General features: G+C 39.8%; 17 protein-coding genes and 1 tRNA gene. 2 read left to right on the forward strand and 16 right to left on the reverse strand.

Going from position 1 to position 17,342, the window contains the following annotated elements:
- Window positions 1-230 precede the first annotated feature (230 nt).
- The 3 genes from H6679_04330 to H6679_04340 all read right to left on the reverse strand — a co-directional run bounded on the left by H6679_04330 (window position 231) and on the right by H6679_04340 (window position 2,861).
- On the reverse strand, window positions 231-1,544 hold the full coding sequence (locus H6679_04330) for a CDP-glycerol glycerophosphotransferase family protein (protein ID MCB9493472.1): 1,314 nt from the start codon (window positions 1,542-1,544) through the stop codon (window positions 231-233).
- A gap of 146 nt (window positions 1,545-1,690) precedes the next feature.
- Window positions 1,691-2,560 carry a CPBP family intramembrane metalloprotease gene (locus H6679_04335; protein MCB9493473.1) on the reverse strand — a complete coding sequence of 290 codons (870 nt, stop codon included), beginning with the start codon at window positions 2,558-2,560 and terminating at the stop codon, window positions 1,691-1,693.
- Window positions 2,561-2,582: 22 nt separating this feature from the next.
- A complete protein-coding gene (locus H6679_04340; GenBank protein ID MCB9493474.1) occupies window positions 2,583-2,861 on the reverse strand; it encodes an HU family DNA-binding protein in 279 nt (92 codons plus the stop codon).
- A gap of 293 nt (window positions 2,862-3,154) precedes the next feature.
- Between H6679_04340 and H6679_04345 the strand changes: the two genes are divergently transcribed.
- The gene (locus tag H6679_04345) at window positions 3,155-3,964 is read left to right on the forward strand and encodes a TatD family hydrolase (GenBank protein MCB9493475.1); all 810 of its coding nucleotides are present in this window, start codon (window positions 3,155-3,157) and stop codon (window positions 3,962-3,964) included.
- A gap of 255 nt (window positions 3,965-4,219) precedes the next feature.
- Here the strand turns inward: H6679_04345 and H6679_04350 are convergent, their stop codons facing one another.
- From H6679_04350 to H6679_04400, 11 genes are all read right to left on the reverse strand, one after another.
- Window positions 4,220-4,690 (reverse strand): metal-dependent hydrolase, encoded by a 471-nt coding sequence (locus tag H6679_04350; GenBank protein ID MCB9493476.1) that lies wholly within the window; start codon window positions 4,688-4,690, stop codon window positions 4,220-4,222.
- A gap of 27 nt (window positions 4,691-4,717) precedes the next feature.
- Window positions 4,718-5,905 carry a SpoIID/LytB domain-containing protein gene (locus H6679_04355; GenBank protein ID MCB9493477.1) on the reverse strand — a complete coding sequence of 396 codons (1,188 nt, stop codon included), beginning with the start codon at window positions 5,903-5,905 and terminating at the stop codon, window positions 4,718-4,720.
- A gap of 80 nt (window positions 5,906-5,985) precedes the next feature.
- A complete protein-coding gene (locus H6679_04360; GenBank protein MCB9493478.1) occupies window positions 5,986-6,504 on the reverse strand; it encodes a ribonuclease HI family protein in 519 nt (172 codons plus the stop codon).
- 3 nt (window positions 6,505-6,507) lie between these two features.
- The gene (locus H6679_04365; GenBank protein ID MCB9493479.1) at window positions 6,508-7,278 is read right to left on the reverse strand and encodes a hypothetical protein; all 771 of its coding nucleotides are present in this window, start codon (window positions 7,276-7,278) and stop codon (window positions 6,508-6,510) included.
- A gap of 56 nt (window positions 7,279-7,334) precedes the next feature.
- A tRNA-Ile gene (locus tag H6679_04370) sits at window positions 7,335-7,411 on the reverse strand.
- Window positions 7,412-7,544: 133 nt separating this feature from the next.
- Window positions 7,545-8,555: a type I glyceraldehyde-3-phosphate dehydrogenase gene (gene gap / locus H6679_04375; GenBank protein ID MCB9493480.1), complete on the reverse strand. Its 1,011-nt coding sequence runs from the start codon at window positions 8,553-8,555 to the stop codon at window positions 7,545-7,547.
- A gap of 20 nt (window positions 8,556-8,575) precedes the next feature.
- Window positions 8,576-9,691, reverse strand: a complete 1,116-nt coding sequence (gene hflX / locus H6679_04380; GenBank protein MCB9493481.1) for a GTPase HflX — start codon at window positions 9,689-9,691, stop codon at window positions 8,576-8,578.
- Window positions 9,688-10,248 carry a DJ-1/PfpI family protein gene (locus tag H6679_04385; GenBank protein ID MCB9493482.1) on the reverse strand — a complete coding sequence of 187 codons (561 nt, stop codon included), beginning with the start codon at window positions 10,246-10,248 and terminating at the stop codon, window positions 9,688-9,690. Before H6679_04385 ends, hflX begins: the two co-directional genes overlap by 4 nt.
- Before the next feature lie 95 nt (window positions 10,249-10,343).
- On the reverse strand, window positions 10,344-11,009 hold the full coding sequence (locus tag H6679_04390; GenBank protein MCB9493483.1) for a GNAT family N-acetyltransferase: 666 nt from the start codon (window positions 11,007-11,009) through the stop codon (window positions 10,344-10,346).
- A 108-nt stretch (window positions 11,010-11,117) separates the two neighbouring features.
- Window positions 11,118-11,759, reverse strand: coding sequence for a hypothetical protein (locus H6679_04395; protein MCB9493484.1), 642 nt, complete (start codon window positions 11,757-11,759; stop codon window positions 11,118-11,120).
- A gap of 82 nt (window positions 11,760-11,841) precedes the next feature.
- Window positions 11,842-12,423 carry a hypothetical protein gene (locus tag H6679_04400; protein MCB9493485.1) on the reverse strand — a complete coding sequence of 194 codons (582 nt, stop codon included), beginning with the start codon at window positions 12,421-12,423 and terminating at the stop codon, window positions 11,842-11,844.
- 97 nt (window positions 12,424-12,520) lie between these two features.
- Here H6679_04400 and H6679_04405 point away from each other — a divergent pair, with 97 nt between their 5' ends.
- Window positions 12,521-13,069 carry a hypothetical protein gene (locus H6679_04405; protein ID MCB9493486.1) on the forward strand — a complete coding sequence of 183 codons (549 nt, stop codon included), beginning with the start codon at window positions 12,521-12,523 and terminating at the stop codon, window positions 13,067-13,069.
- Window positions 13,070-13,090: 21 nt separating this feature from the next.
- Here H6679_04405 and H6679_04410 read toward each other — a convergent pair whose 3' ends face one another.
- Together H6679_04410 and H6679_04415 are read right to left on the reverse strand one after the other, a co-directional pair.
- Window positions 13,091-15,268, reverse strand: coding sequence for a hypothetical protein (locus H6679_04410; GenBank protein MCB9493487.1), 2,178 nt, complete (start codon window positions 15,266-15,268; stop codon window positions 13,091-13,093).
- A 19-nt stretch (window positions 15,269-15,287) separates the two neighbouring features.
- Window positions 15,288-17,324 (reverse strand): hypothetical protein, encoded by a 2,037-nt coding sequence (locus tag H6679_04415; GenBank protein ID MCB9493488.1) that lies wholly within the window; start codon window positions 17,322-17,324, stop codon window positions 15,288-15,290.
- Window positions 17,325-17,342 lie beyond the last annotated feature (18 nt).

Here is a 17,342-nt window from a genome sequence, read left to right on the forward strand (position 1 = left end):
GCAAAGCTTTCTATGGCTCATGCTTCGTTTTATCCTAATTGTACGGCACTTAGTTGTCAAAAGGCTATATGAAATAATCTTGATTAATATGTAGTATTATCGCCCTAATTGAAATTTAAGGGTGTAGAAATCACCTATTACAGGCGATTGAGAAGTGGTTTAGAGTGATTTTAGGTGGAGAGGTTGATAGTCAGTATACAAGTTTTCATTGTATGACAAATAGGGTTTTGTTATTGTTTTGCAAGCTTAGTGGCTTGCTTGTCAGATAGGGGTTGTGCCGTTTGAAGAGCTTTTTTTTCAAGCATATTGGCAATCAGTTTGACAATTTCTTGGTTGAATTGGTTGTATGCATGGTATGTCTCTTTGGGCTGAGTTTTACGTTTGTGCATATATTCTCTGATAATTGGAGCAAGGTTTTTCAGCGAAGTGAGTGTTTCCCCGTAGTTATTCTCAGTGACATATTTGATGTTTGCGCGTTCCCAAAAGAGTGTGGTCATGCTTGCGTCAACAACAATTGGCAGGTAGCTTTGCACGGCCTCAGCGATTGTATTGGGCCCAGGTTTGGTGAGAAGTAGGTCGCTAGCCGCCATGAGGTCTGCAACTTTGTTGGTGAAAGGCACAAGGGTAAAAGTGATATCTTGTTTTTTTGAAAGCAATGATTCCAGGTTATTTTTGATTTTTTCGTTTCGGCCACAGCAGATGAGTAGATGTACGTCAAGATTGTTACGTAAAATTTCTTCAGTGAACTTGATCAGTTGCCTGCCACCAGGGCCACCCATCATCATCATGACAGTAAATTTGTCTTGCGGAATATTCCATTCTTGCCTTATTTCTTTGACCTTTTTGTGTTTGTTTTGGAAAAATGGTTGGCGTAGGGGGAAGCCGATTGTATGAATATTGTTGTGGGAAATTCCCTGTTTTTCTAAATATTCTCGGGTTGTTGGCGTATTCATACCAATAGTTATGGCGTAATTTTCGTGTTTGAGGTTTTCAAGGCCAAGACTCCACAGTTTGAGGTTGCCATCTTGTGTGACAACAATGAAAGGGATGCTCAGCTTATTGGTTGCATTGCCAGCCGCTAAATTAATAAGCGGAATAATCGAAATAACGAGGTCAGGCTTTTCTTGTTCGAGCAAGATATGCAGTCGTCTTTCAAATTCTTCGCGGTTGCTACGCTCAAGCCACGGCCCAAATTTTTTACACATGAAGTTATTAACGTTAGTCATACCTTTTTGATAAAGCTTATTATACAGACTTTCCCAGTCTGATTTTCCAAAACTTAGCTTGCGTACGATATCAAGTGATCGAAAGATAGTTTCAAAGGGGTTTACTACTTGTATATCATACTGATCTCCAAGCATTTCTTTGAGTGCTGCAGTTCCATTCATATGGCCATTGCCGCCCTTGCTTGTGAAAATAAGAAGCTTTTTTTTGCCCGCAGTCGTTTCGTTTTTTGCAAGCTTATAGTTGTCTTGAATGTTTGCTGACATCCAGCCAGTTAGCAGCAAACAGCAGACCAAAAGAATATAGATGATATTTTTCATCCCCTTTTTCCTCCCCCAAGGACCATGGCGATATGATTCAGGCCATAGTGTTGCTTAAGTCGGTATAGTAAGATCCTTTTCTCATCAGGCCTCTAAAAAGGCTAATAAGAGGATCCTTCTGTCTTTACCGTAGCATTTTGGAGAGGTCAAAAGCTAGATTTTGCCTTAAAAAAAGAGGGTTTTTGGGCTGTCAGGGCTATGATGATACCCAGGCAAAAGAGAGCGTGAACGGCCAAAGACTGCCGTAGGTCGACTGAAAGCCAAAACGGAAGGGTTGGGTAGCTTAAAAGGGGCAAACGGCGGAGGGCCACCTTAACGTAGACCAAGCCGGCGTGCGCCCCCATGCCGGTATAGAGCTTATTTGTAGCGGTAAATATTAGGTTAAGCAGCATGCCAAGCAAGAATAGCCCCAAACCAAGGCGCCACTGACTGCCAAAAAAAACAAATGGATTTGAAAGGTCATGTACCAGCATGAAAACAAATGAAGTAAGCGTAACGCTGCTGATTGGTGAGAGTGATTGCTCAAGGTAGAGATACAGTGTTCCTCTAAAGATTACTTCCTCGCTCCAGGCTAGAAAAAACGTGACAATAAAACCCCATAACAAATTAGCCCACATACTTGATAGTCGGGTCCATCCACTTGGAGTATAGGTAACTAAGCCGCTCAGGCATAGTGTAGTAAGAAATAAAATGTGAAGGAGCAAAAAGATAGCAAAAAAACTAAAAAAATCTTTGAGCCAAGTTGGCCGTTTGAAAAAGCGGACATTAGTATCAAGAAATTTTTGAAAAAAACTATGTTTAGCAAAGCAGGTTAGCAAGAAAATATGTGCAATAACAATTAAAGAAAGTGTTACCTTACCAAGCCCACGATTTGCGAGAAGATGAAAGGATGGGTCAAGTGCGCATGCGATTGGATTGATAAGAAGGCATACGCACAAAATTGAAAAGGCCGATAATACTACCGGCCCTAACACACGAAAAAGGGTGCATAGTTTTAAGGAGTATTTGGAAAACATTATAAAGTGTTGAGTCCTGCCTCTATGCTGAGCGTACTTGTTCTTTTAAGTGTTTACCTGGTTTAAAGCGTGGAACGCGTACTTCTGGAAGTTGGATTTTTTCCTTTGTCGCTGGGTTGATACCAACACGGGCTGGACGATGTGAGATCCAATATGTTCCAAAACCGGTCAATGATACCTTTCCGCCTTTTCTGAGGGTGCGTTCGATGATTCGTGTAAAAGAGGCCAATACTTTTGCAATGTCTTTTTTACTGAAATTTGTTTCTTCACTGAGTGCAGCTATCAATTCGCTCTTGTTCATGGTTTTATCTCCTAAAAATGTTAGACATCATTGCATTACAGTTACAGTGTGAAATTTAGATTGTGTTTTGTCGTTTGTCAAGAAAAACGACTGATACAATGTTGATAATTCTTGATGTTGCGTATTGTTATTTTTAAAAAATATTAAATATTGTTGTTTTTACGGTCAGTATGGTTTTTTTTTGTCTGAATGAAAGTTTGTTGGGGGCATGAATAATTTTTATATTTTTTTTCCATGATATGCTGAAGTGAGGAAAAATTAGAGAGCTTACTCGATACGTTTGGGAACATACTATGTTTGTTGACACGCATTGCCATTTAAATATTGTTGTAAAAAAAGAATTTGATCAGCCGTTGCAGCCGCAACACTTTCCTCTCCTTAAAGATATTATTGCTCAGGCATCAGAGGCAGGTGTTAAAAAGATCATTAACGTTGGTACGAGTCTTGTTGAAAGTCAAAACTGTGTCGCAATAGCCAGAGAATTTGATTCTGTTTTTGCCACTGTGGGTATCCACCCTTGTGACTGTGGCTCTGGGTGGTTACACGATTTTAAAAAGATTGAAGACTTGGTTAAACATAAGAAAGAGAATAACATTGTAGCGATTGGGGAGACCGGTCTTGATTTTTATCATAAACCCTTTTTTACTCAGCGTCAGGTAGATGCGTTTAAAGCACATATTGAACTTGCCATAGAACATGATCTTCCATTAGTTATTCATGTACGCGATTCGGGAGAAAAAGTGCTTGAGGTACTCGAGCCCTATGCATCTAAAAAAATGGTTAGAGGGGTTATTCACTGTTTTATGCAAGATGAGGCATTTGCAAAAGTAGTTTGTGACTGGGGGTTGTATGTTGGTATTGATGGTCCAATCAATTATCCCAAAAATGAGCAGCTGCGAGAGGTGGTCAAAAGTATTGATTTAGACCACATTATCTTGGAAACCGATGCACCGTTTTTGCCTCCACAGCAGTTTCGTGGCAAGCAAAACAGACCTGCCTATATTCCCTTGATAGCCCAAAGTCTTGCTGATGTAAAACAGATCGATGTTGCTGATGTTGAGCGTATTACAACACGCAACGCATTGACATTATTTATGGTATAGCCAATTTTACGGCTATACCATAAATTCCAATAACCGCCATTTCCCCCGCTAGATTGTCGCGTAGAATTCTTTGTTTGTAAGCATAAGATTCCTTTCATGTAATGATTGGTTGTTATGCATCTGGTTGAGATTTGTAGCTTTAATTAAGAATGATGATAGAAGATATAGAAGGGGGACCCTTTTAGTTTTCCACTTAGGGGGCTAGTAGTCAAATGCGATTGGTAGAGGGTTTTATGTTGATGGTTTGTGAATACGCTATCTGGTAAAGAATTTTCGAGGACCATAGTCAAGGAAGCGATGGCTTAATGCCCCGAACACAAAAAATATGTACATTAGAAAAACCACATGTGTTGCAAGACGTGTGTAGGCAATTGTTGGAAGGGCTATGCATAGAGGTAATCCAAGGATAAACCAGATGTTATGAGTAAGCGAACGATGCTTGACAAGGGTGATGAATAAAATACTGGCAGACAAGATAATGAGCAATTTCCATTGCTGATAAATGATAGCGGTGAAAAAGATTGGACTGACAAACAGTAAAAAAAGGCGCTGCATTCTGCTTCTAATATCAATATCGGGAAAAATAGAACCCAAAAGGCTCAAATAAAGTCCGAGTAAGAGTTGCGCAAAATTCAACGAATAGTGTTTCTGTGTGAAAACAAGCAGGCAGCAGATTGCCATGTATGTAAATGCGCCACCAATCAAATGAGTTCGATAGTTTGGCATATATTATTCCAAGATTTTTTTAATGACCTAAGTTAGTTTGCTGATCTTTATGTGGGGGAAATAAAATGAGAGTACTTCACGATATTTCCAGCCTTTTTTAATAAGCTCTTTAGCGCCCCACTGGCAGAGGCCAAGTTGATGGCCAAATCCCTTGCCGTTAAACACAAAGCGATTTTTATTTTTTTTAACATTGAATGATAGGCTTTTCATTTTACCCTGTACAACAAGGCGTAGGTCATGACCGGGGAGTGTTACCGTTTTTCTTTTACCAAAGAGCTTTACCTGGTGTACAAGGCCGGCTTCGTCTTTGTCAATGATTTTTATGTCAATAAGTTGGTTGCCAAAGTTTTTAAACTTTGCACCAGTTTTATAATGATTTTTAAGTTTTTCGAGCAATTGTGCGCTATCAAGTTCTTCTTTCCAGTTGTATAGGTTGCAATTTGAGCAGTGTTTACACTGTCGTTTTCTGAACAGGTATGGTTTGTTGCTGTGCTCGTGGTTGCTGACATGAGCGGGAATAATGCCTGAGCAACAGGCATCAAACATGGCTAGGACAACTGAGTTTTTGTAGGTCATAATTTGACCATTTGTTTGTTCTACTGCTTCACGTAAATGAGCGTAGTTATGGGATCCTTTGTAAATTTGGTGAAAATTTGTGTTCTTTATGTCGTAATAATGATGTAGAGGATTTTTTTTCTGTCCCTGTTGCAGCAGGTATGCGGCGTATGTTCGTGACGTTACAGCCTGGACTTTTTGCATCTCCATCGGCCACGAGGTAATACATTCAAAGCGCAAAACTGAATAGATATAATCATCTAGGTTGACGGTATTAACAACAGGTAGTTTTGATGTAGGTCTATCAATAACAAACCTGATACTACCGTGGTAGCAGGTGTCATTTAAATAAATTTTGTCCCCCGATCCTGCAATGGAAATATCGTGGTGCTTAATACGTCTATATTTGCAGTCTTTGCATTTGTAGTAGAGCTCATTTTTACAACAAACCAGGGTGATCGTTTTTTGTTTTACAGTTTCTTTTTTACCGATTCCGGTTGGACTTTCAACGATAAAGTGGTCATTGCTTTTTGGGTCAAGAGTAACGGTAAAGCGGTGTTGTTTGCGTGCATCATGTTCGTGGAGTAGAACGCGGATATTTTTGGGAGTAATTTTCTTGCGATGAAGCGGTTTACTTTTTAATGAGGAATGCGTAAACACTGTTGGCATGTATGAAAGTGCGAAGGTACAGAATAGTAAAAAAAGTCCAGATTTGTTGCGCATAATGATGTATTTCGCCGTTAAATGATAAGGTTATGGTCTGCTAGAAATGCCAGAAATGTTGTAGGGAGCTTTTGCCGTTCATCAACTCCTTGATTTGCAAGTGCATCAGCGTGAGTATTTTTATCACGTGTTACATGGCAAAATTCGTGCTCTATATCCGAAAGCATCTCCTGAGCAATGAGTTTAAGCTGGGCAAGGCACGGGTTTTTAACTTTGTATAAATTGCTCATTTGTTTGACCAGGAGCTCTGAGTCAGAGAAAATTGATAGAAAAATTTTTTGACTTTTTAATTTCTTTAGCTGGTTAGTGAGGGAAAAAAGAGCATAGACGAGTGCTAAATATTCAGCTTGGTTATTTGTTTTATGTCCTAGATATGCGTGGAGTTTTAAAAATGCTTGCTGATCATCATTGAGTGCATAAATACCCACACCAGCGGGTCCGGGATTACCGCGAGCGGCACCATCGATATAAACAGTCCAACGTTTGGAGTGAGTATTTCTGTTTGGAGTAGCGGGAGCTTTTTTTGTCAGAGCCATATGTTACAGTTTTTCTTCTTGAGTTGTCGGTTGGGTTGATTCATTCGTAGTTGGTTCATTTTCGTCGTGATTTTCATCGCAATAGAGGAAGCGATAACAATTTTTGCAATGCAAAATACCCGACAGACGTAATTTGGCTCTATCCTGTCTTGGGATAGCATAGTAGCATGAGCTGCAACTTTCATTAAGCATAGGAACAATAGGATCAGGAACGCTATTTTTCATTCGGTCGTAGCGAACCAGCCATTCTTCAGGAACGGCAGTGCGAGCTTGATTTCGTTGCTCTGTAATACTTGTTTCTTGCTGTTTTAGATCGTTGAGTTTTTCTTCTAGCGACTGGGCTAGTTGTTGTAGTTCAACAACCTTTTGTTGATTTTTGACCTGTGATTGTTCAAGGTTTTGCGTTTCGTTTTCAATTTGCACCCACTTGTCCATAAGCAACTCTTCTTGCATTATGCGCTGGGCTGTAATGGTTTCAAGTTCTTTTTCAAGTGCTTTATATTCTTTTTGATCGTGCGCATGATCAAGCTTCTCTCGTTTGGCTATTTCTTGCTCTTTAAGTGTTTGAGCGGTTAACTCTTCCAGCTTGGCTTCTTTCTGCTTGCTGAAAATATTGGACTTTTTAGTTTCGGCTTCTTTTTCTAATTTCTCAGATTGCTGAGCATTGTTAGCAATTTCATGTTTTGCTTGTTCTATATCTTTTTTAAGTTGGAGAAGCGTGTTATCAAGGGCAACAAGTTGTTTGAGATTTTGCCATATAGCCGTGATCTTCATAAACCTAGACCTTTTTTTGAAATAGCACTATGTGCTTTTTGAAGGCAGAAAATAAATGGTGGGCCCACCAGGACTTGAACCTGGGACCTTTCGGTTATGAGCCGACTGCTCTAACCAACTGAGCTATGGGCCCCCATTTACTGGCGCAGTATGTCTACTGCGTAAAGTTCAAAATTTTAAAACAGTCTAGACTAACTTTGCGTTGATGTGAAGCGAAAAAAATAAAGTACCTACATTTTTGGTGGATCAAAGCAAAGTATGAACGATTATTTTGTTAGGGCTTGCAGGCATAAAAAATCTTTCAATCTGCACGAATAGCCGTATTCATTGTCATACCAGCCAAAGACCTTGCCCATATTGCCAGACACTTGTGTGAGCAAGCTGTCAAAAATACAGGAGTACGGGTTGCCAACAAAGTCGCTAGACACGAGTGGTTGGTCGGTATACTGCAAGATAGATTTAAGTGAACCTTGTGATGCTGCTTGGAATGCGCCATTTATGATGCCTGTACTGAGCGGGTGGTTGCTGGTGAAGGTGAAATCAATGAGTGAGCCAACCGGTGTTGGCACGCGAATTGCTTGCGCTGACAATTTACCCTCAAGGGCAGGGAAAATTTTTGTCATGACCTTACTGGCGCCTGTTTTTGTTGGGATAATGTTGAGGGCTGCGGCTCGTGCACGGCGTGGATCTGTGTGTTCAACATCAAGCAAAACCTGATCGTTAGTGTAGGAATGAATAGTGGTCATCAAGCCCTGTTCAACGCCAAAATTTTCTTGTAGTACTTGTAAAAGTGGACCAAATGCGTTACTTGTACAACTTGCCAGTGAAACAACGGTATGTTGGGTGCCATTGTAGCTTGAATCGTTGATGCCTGGTATTACCGTTGCATCAGCGTCAGGGCTTGGGGCTGTAATCAAGACTTTACCGGCACCAGCGTTACAGTGCCTACGGGCAAGTTCATTAGTACGAAAACAGCCGGTTGCTTCCACCACCCAGTTTATGTCCATTTTCCCCCATGGAAGTTTTTCAGGCTCTGATTCTGAAAAAATCTGTATCTTGTTTCCGTTGATTTCAAGGAAAGTGTTCTTGAAATCAACCTGCCCATGAAATGGTCCATAAACGCTGTCATACTTAAATAGGTGATCAACAGCTGATAGCTTGGATGGACCGATATTGATAGCTGCAATGTTAAGTTTCTGTTGTGCCTGATGATCTGCAAAAATTGAGCGTAGCAGTGCTCTTCCAATGCGACCAAAACCGTTGATGGCAATATTCATTTACTCTCCTTATTTCAACCTCAAAACGGATAGTTTTGCAAAAAATCAAACAACGTCTCGGCACCATCTTTAGTTTTTGTTTGCGTGAAGATGTATGGCTGATAACTTTCTTCTAACTCCTGAATGAGTGCGTTATGATCGTGCTTAGGTATTTTGTCTATTTTGTTAAACACGTGCAATATTGGTTTGTCAACACTAAGCTCACTCAATGTTTGGTTAACAACGTCAGCCTGATTTTTCCAGCCTTCGTTACTGACATCAATAACGTGCAAGAGGAGATTGGCATATTGTAGTTCATCAAGTGTTGATTTAAATGCCGCAATCAGGTTGTGTGGCAGTTGGTTAATAAAGCCAACTGTATCGGAGAGCAATATCTTTTTGTCAGCGCCTAAATATAGTTCGCGCGTTGTCGTGTCAAGTGTTGCAAAGAGTTTATCTTCGGCCAGTACGTGACTTTTGGTCAGATGGTTAAGTAGGCTTGATTTTCCGGCATTTGTGTAACCAATTAAGCAGACAAGTGGAATTTTTTTGCCAATACGGCGTTTGCGTTGCGTTTCACGCGATCGCTCAAGTGTTTGGAGGCGCTTTTTTGCTTGACGAAGCTTTTCGGTAAACTGTCGCTTGAGTTGTTCTTTTTGTGTTTCGCCGGGGCCCTTAGTTCCGATGATACCTTCTTGTTGTGCTAGTTCGCGACCTTTGCCAATGATACGTGTTTTGAAATAATCAATTTCAGCCATCTCAACTTGAATTTTACCCTCAGATGAGTGTGCCGCCTTTTTAAATATTTCCAAAATGAGTCGCTCACGGTCCCAGACAAGACAACCAAGAGCTTCTTCAAGATTTCGTTCTTGTACAGGGGAAAGAAGTTCTGAAAAGAGTACTCGCTCAATGTCATGTTCGTTGCACAGCTCTTTAATTTCGTTAAGCTTACCTTTTGTAAAGAAGATGTTGTTGTCAATGCTGCGCAATTTCATGAAATGTGATTCGTCATATTTGAACTCGAGTGTTTTAACTAAACTAACGAATTCATCATAATGACAGTCAGGGCAGCTGTTGTGGGTCATTGGGCCGTAGATCCCAACGATAAGCGTTTTGGGATAGTCGTCTTGCACACAGTATGGATTTTTTGTGCTCATGCTTGTGTTTGTCCTAGGGTTAAAAATTGTATAATTGCATCTGCAAATGCTTTGGCTTCAGTTGGACTTTGTGCTGTTATAATACCGATGTCTTCGAGTGTCATGCAGCCTTGGTCAACAAATGTTACACCTTCCTGTTCCAGGAGCGCAATGCTTGGGGGAGCCGGAAAAATAGTAGCTTTTTTATTTCGTAATAAACCGGCTTGTGCAGGAACGGCACAGGCATTGCAAATAGTTGCAAGTAATTTGTTGCCTTTGCTGTGAAATCGCATAACCGTTTCTTGCAGTTCCCTGTTGTCCCATAAATAGTCTTGGGATCCTGGTCCTCCAGGGATGACCATGGCATCGTAGCTGCTAAGCTCTTCATCGTTTAGCTCAGAAAGTAAAAAGTCTGGTTTAAAAGTATTGCCACGATGGCCGGTAGCATTGCCATCTTCAAGGCCGGCTACATCGACTTGATAACCTTTGTTTGTTAAGGCTTGATATGGTTCATTAAACTCAACCTCTTGATAGCCTTTAGGCATCAATACAAACAGTATTTTTTTATTTTCCGCCATAGTAAAGCTCCTTTCTATTTAGGTTTTATGCCTATCAAACCAGCATACTCAAAATGTAGGAAAAATGAAGGATTGCTGCAAAGGGGGGCAATTTTTTATAGATATGGATTTTTTAGTTCAAGGATGTAGCGAGTTGGGGTGCCGTTTTCGTAGAAGTAGCCAGTTTCTACAAACCCAGCTTTTTTGAGTGCGTGGTAACTGCGCTTATTCCAGAGTCGTACGTGTGCGGTGTAGGACTTCTCTTTTTTTAGCCTAAAGTAAATGCGTGAGCATAAGTCAATTGCCTCTTGAATACGGCCGCCTCCCCAGTATTGTTCGTTGATCCAGCAACCCATTTGACCAGGGTCATCGTCATTAAGTTCACGAATATTAATTGAGCCAATAATTTTATTGTCTTTGTTGTCAACGATTGCATAAACAATAAGTTCTCCGTTTTTTTGTCGGTTGAGCTGATGTTGAAAATATTCAATAGAGTATGCCAGGTTAATGGTTTCAGGAAACTCAAGACCTTGTCGTACTGTGCGCGAGAACACATTGTGCATATCGATAAAATGTTCTGGTTTAAGATTTTTAAGGCTGATAACAGACCCTTTTACTTCTTCTGGAATTTTTTCAAGAGATGCTTGTGTCTGGTAAAGACCACGGCCCCAATTGTAGATTTTCTTGCTGGCGGGAATTGTTACGATGACTATGCATATTAGTGCAAGTAGTATGATCTTCTGAGTTCTAGAGAGTCGGTGAAAAAAAGATGGTTGCCGCATAGGGTATCCCCCAAGATAGTTGGTTAATTTTGTATTTAAAGAGAATTTATTAACATTAACGAGTATGGTAGCGTTTTTTGAGCAAGGGCGTCAATAGCATTCTCTAATTTAGGGCACTAATAACAGAATGCTTTCCCAAGAGTTTGTTTTAGACATGATTTGGAGAATGCGCAAACATTGATGCATGTTTTTCTTTTCGTATGCACGTTCAAGTGGTAGTTTCTTTTCTTTGTCACGTGTGGTAGTAAGGCTAATAATGTCTCTGGGGTTTATGCAAAACAATTTGCCTTCATTTTCCTCTTTTATTTCGTAGGGGATTGTTTTTTCACGAGGACTGCTGAGCAGGTCTTGCATAAACTGTTCAAAGTTTTCACGTGGGGATTCGTTTCCTGGGCAGTACTGGAGAATTTGTTCCCAGCTGAAGTCGGCGTTAAGCATAGTTTTGACTGCTGAAATGAAAATTCTTAATGTTTTTTCAAAGGCTAGCTCCAGTGGCCACTTGCCATTATCTTGCTGTTGTGAAAAAAACGAGTACAAGTGTTCTTTTGATGGGGTAAAGCTAAGGATTCCTTCATCGCTATCCCCCAATTGACCCTTGTCTGTGTAAGTACATGGGATACGTGATGACCAATATTTAAGCATGAAGCTTTTTAGCATGATGTCATCATCAGTGCGTGACTCCATAGCGTTAAGGTTAGTGTTACAGAGTGTGCACAAAGACAATAAAAAAACTTTTACAAAGCGACTCACAAGCTCCTTTAATTGTTGTTATGTGCTTAGATTTTTTATTATTTTTACAAGTGTAGCTGGTATGGGCAAATAAGTGCAAGAGTTATGCTTTTTGCTGTGCAAGAGCTTGTTTAATAACCTTAAGGTGCTCTGGATCAGTAATATGGTCATAGCCAGCGCCATGTTTATCAACTAAACAGGCAATTTTTTTTAAGGTAACTTCTTTTTCAGTCTCACCGAGCGTTCCAAATTGTCTTAGCGCGGACTCCAGTGGTGTGCCATGGGCTTTACTTTCGCCATGTAGGTAATTGGTGTTGAAGTTTTGAGGATTCTCGGCTTTCATTTTGCTGATGAGACATTCTAGAAGATCTAGCGGAAATTGAGGAGTGAGCATAGCGTAGTGCAACGGATTTGTATTGTTTTGGTCTGAACAGCATGTTGTTATTTGTATGTATTCCTGTATGTAAATCTTTGCAATATCCAGAGCGAGTTGCTGATTTATTGCTGTGGGCGAAAAAGCATTGCTAAGGGTATACAGGAGCTTGCCTGTGCCCGCGTGTATCTCAACAAGTCTTGCATTAATAGCGTTGATCATCCAGTTAGGTTGGGGGTGGGGTAGTTCAGCCCCAAAAAGGGGAGTAAAACTAATAATTACTGCCGTGGCATACCGGTAAATGTTTTTCATATTTTTTTCTTAACCGTGACAAAACTTTTTTTGTCTAAATTTTTTGCAGTATGATATAAGGCATATAATTTTTCAAGAAAAAATTGAAGGGACGAGTATGAAGACTTTTTTATTATGTGTGTGCTTACTGGTGTTCAGTGTGACGCAGGCAGTGTCTGGTGAGCCGGCGCAAGCAATTTGCCACAGCAGGCCTAAGCCCACGTTAAATCAAGCAGTGCTGATCGACTGTGCAACGCTTATGCTTTTGAAAAGTAAGTGGTACCAACAGTTTTTGGATGATACCTACTACTTCTTGTTACACAACTATATTTGGCGGTTTGATGATTGGCAATATTTGCTGCATACAGTTTTTACGCTGTATCTCCAGCAGGGCTGCCAACAGCAAGGGCGATGTGAGCAGAATTTTCCTATGCTGCGCTCACTCATCAGGGGTGAGTGTATGCCCACTAGACTTGATGATATTTCTTTTTTTGACCTTAAAAATGAAGTGTTTGATGTGATTAGTTTTGATGGGAATTGTTTTTTACGATTCTTTGCTGGGAGAATAAGATTTATAGACTATGTGCAATGGTGCGATGACTCCTGGTTGACAGATAAGACAACTAGAGCTTTGCAATCCTATCATTGCCAGATTGCAAAGCTCTAGACTATCTATAAAAATATATTTTTACGATGTTCTCATTCGACCACTACCATCTTTGTAGGTGTGGAAAAAACGGTGGATGCATTTTTTTGCTTTAAGGTCGAAGATGTAGACATAGCCGCCGTTAAGGGTCGAATCGAGATTACGGTAGTGCGATCTGTATTGCAGTACACCGTCAAGAATACAGACAATCTGGTTGTTTTTTAGGTGTATGCCGAGCCTTTCTCCCATTTCCTTGTCATCTTGGCTAAAATTTTCAAGTACTGTTGCCCGATCAAGATACTCATCTATGCCGTCTGGGAAAACATGGCGTATGTGACTCTCTTGACTGTCATCACGGTATTCTCTTCGCAGTGCTGGATCATGAGTTGTTCTGAGTATTTGATCTGCGTGTTTGCGTCCGAGCTTTGTAGTTAACTTGTTGGTTGATTTGTTTAGGTAGAGACTAAAAACTTTATCATCATCTTGAAACTCGACATAATTTTCAACGTTAGGTTGTTGTGCGCAGGATGAGTTGAATAATTGGCGTGTTAAATCAATCAAATGTTGAGCGGTTGGGCATGAGTTACGGGTTCTTTTGTTTAAGCGTTTCTTTTGCTGCGTTTTTTTAATTGTGTTGCCATCAGTGTCTGAGTCTTGCTTAGACGTAACATTTTCTGATGTATCTATTTCTGCCGTTTCTTTTTTTGTACTGTTTTCTGGGGGAGTTGCCTCTTGTTCTGTGGTAGTTTTAGAAAGTTTGCTTGAGTTTGCTTTTTCTAAAATACTTTCAAGACCAGTTGCTTTTACAAAGCTGTCAATAACTTTCTGTATCATGAAGCATGTCATAAATGCTTCAGGCACTGAATTTTTTCCACCAGAATGAGGAACCATGAAGGGGGTAAACTCAAATAATTCTTTGAGCCCAGCTGCAGCTATAGAGGTTGAGTAGGCGTTTTCTAGATTATGTTTGAGCTCTAGTGTTCTTTGAGCTACGGGATTTATGACCACATCTTTTGCTGTTTGAAGTTTGTTGTGCAGATCCTTAAAACTTGAAATTTTTGGATTATTGTTTTTGGCTTGTATTAATTTGCCAAGGAGGTCAATTTTTTGTGGGACTGATGTTGTTTCGAGCATATCACGCTTAACCCCTAGATGGTTCAAAGCCTTATTTATGCTTGGGAGTACTTTTTCCATCCAATCAGAGGAGTTTTTTATGTCTGAGCTGATTGCTTTTACTTTCTCAAAAAATGAATCCATCTCAAGAATGTTTTTGTTGGATACAAGATTAATGAGTGGGAAAACATTGGTTGGTTTGTTATTTGTTAGGGTCTGATAGAGTTTACAATAACTACCTGCTAGTGTACTAAGTCCTGAAAACAACTCAGCTACAATTTTGTTTCGATCTATGGTTGTCCAGACTTCTGCTTGTCGTTTGAGCTCTCGTTTAAAGTTATTTGCAGCAGAGAGTAAGTCTGTTACTGCTTTTTTATATGGTAGATTTGCACAAAGTATTTGAAGGTAGGGTGTAAGGTACTCTAGTCCCATGCATTCATCTTCTGTATTAACACATAAAATGTTTAAGTAGCGCATTTTTAAAATGTCAGTATCTTTTTTAATGTTATTAGCAAGCGATTTAAGAGCGCTAAGTCCTTCTAGCATGTTGAGCTTATTTCGGGGAATGGGTTTTGTCTGTAGGCAAGTATTGGTGATGCGTACTTTTTGCAAGTAATGTACTTTTGCTTGAGCAAGTTGGCGTTGAAGGCGAAAAAAGTTGAGAATGTCATTGAAAGAATAATAGCCCTGTTTTTCTATGGTAACTTGGAATTCTTCCAGGAGTTGGTTGAGCTTAGGTGAAAATGAACGTAATAATTGTTCTCGTTGGTCAAAAAACTGATCATAGAGGTCATCGATTGTAGCTGCGTCCAGATCCATACCATTATTTTTTTTGTTCATGACCGCGGCAAGTTCGACTAGGTAAAGTTCAACAATCTTGCCCTCAATCGTGAGTAGGTTAGCTAACTTGTCTGATGCCCCGTCCTGTTGCGCACGATGTGAAATGGCATCAATGCAGGCGAATGAGTCACTTTCCTGGCTTGAGCCTGAGTCTGTCAGTGATGAATCAGGCGAGGACGACTGTGCTGGAATAGGGCAGGACTTCTCTGCTGCAAATAAAGAACCAGCAGGCAGTAAAAATACCAGAAATAGCATAAGTTTTTTCATTGAACCTCCATCATAAGTTTTATTTTTTTCTATACGTATGGAAAAAGCGATGGCAGCAATATGTTTTACCGCCTTCGATTTTGAAAATATAGACGTATGCTCCCTTGAGTGTTTTCTTTTCAAAGTGTAGATAATTTGGTTTGTATGTTATTTCCCCCCTTAAAATGCAGACTATTTGGTCATCTGCAAATGTTATGCCTAGATCATTAGCTAGTTTTTTGTGCTCTTCATTATGGGGATCGATAATGAGTGAGCGCTCAATGTGATCATGTATACGAGCAGGCCAAGTGTGGCGTGTTAAACTTTCTTCATCATCGTTACGATCTCTTCGAGTTAGCGTCTCTTTATACAGCGTATTAAATTCGTTAATTTTTAGGCGAGCCCTAAGGTCATTATCCTTTTCCTCAGGAAACACGCTGTACTGCCCACCAAGAAATTCATATGTTGGGAAAGCGTTGGTTGTTGGTTTTGTGAGCTGATGAGTGGTGACTGGCTGCTCAAGGTGTGTTGTTATAGCATCGCAGAGCTGTTGTTCAGGTGACGGTTTGCTGACAAGATTTTTTGCTGGAGGGAAAGGCTGTTTTTTTTCTTTTGATTTATTTTGTTTGCGAGATTTACCCTTAGGTTTTTGTTTCAAACAATCGGGTAAAAAGTCTTCGTTATCGTCTTGGGTTTTGATTGTTTCAAGTTTGGGGATACTTTCTATAATTTCTAACAGCCATGGCATATTGAAAAACTGTGTAAATTGAGCACTGAATTGTTGCGTAACCATCATATATGGTATGAATTCAGTAAGCCTATTTTTAAGGGCGTTTACTGTGTGAGTAAAATCGATCTTATTAAAACCTGCTTGGGCAATGTTTTGAAAGTTAGTAAAGTCTTTATTTATTTGATCTAACGCCTGTTGTTTGACGCTATCAATATTGATAGCGAGCGATATTTTTATGAACCTCTCATCAAGAGGCTGAGCTTCCTTTTTATTTTCTTCCAGCGATATTAGCAAAGCGAATAATGCGGTTGTATTGTTTTTGGTATGCTCGTCGAGAAATGTGACGAGATTTTTTTTATAACATTGATCTATGAGTTTTATTAAATTGGTAAGTGTTTCGCGGTATTTTTTAATAGACTCAATATCTACAGTTTCTTTTGAGCCAAGAAACGATAGTAATGGAAAGAGTGAGACGTCTTCGTTTTTTGCTACACGTGCTAGCTGCTGGTAAGTTTTAGCAAGAGGTATAAATTGTAGGCAAAGGTGTTGTGTGATATTATCTTTGTCTATGTTCTCCCAGATTTTTCTTTGAGTATGTATTTCGTCTATAAAGCTTTGCCCTGCTTGATAAAGCTGATCTATTCCTTCTGCTAGATCTGGACGTGCTTTTTGTAAGTCGTAAGTTTCATCGATAGCGTTTTGAATCCCCTTAATAAACAATGTTCTTGCTTCACCGTGGGAGAACGTGGTCAAGATATTCAGATATTTTACCTTTGTGAGATTGGGGAATGTTTGGATCACCATTTTAGCAAGGTTTAATTTGGGTAGATGGGTATCTTTACATTTGGCGTGTAAAATTTCAACAGCGGTCAGGTAATTGTCCATTTTGGTGGCAAGTTTGCGCTGTAGTCGGAAAAAATTGAGAAGATTGTTAATTGAGAGGGCGTTAGATGTACTTTCAAGATTTTGATTTATCGACAATAAAGTGTATTGCAAATCCTCTGATAGATTTTCCAGTAACTGTGCCCTTAACGCGAAGTACGTTTCGTACAAGGTTTCTATCGTATCTGAATCGAACTTGTTTCCCTGTTTGTGCTTACTTTTAATACACGTTATTTCGAGCAGATAGAGTTCAAGTATCTTACTTTCAACTTCTATCAGATTAAATACATGTTCTTTTTCTTCTGCCGTACAGCCCAGGATGAGCTCTTTTGCTTTTTCTACGATAGATGTTAGCTCGTTAGCATGTTTTTGTGAGACAGTGCGTGGCACTGTTGCTGTTGATTCTGCAGCTGGCAAAGAGCCTGTAGTCAGTGATAATACAAGACATAGAATAAACTTTTTCACGGTAACCCCCATTAATCT

The organism is Campylobacterota bacterium, assembly GCA_020633995.1.
Taxonomy (GTDB): Bacteria; Babelota; Babeliae; order Babelales; family RVW-14; genus JACKCO01.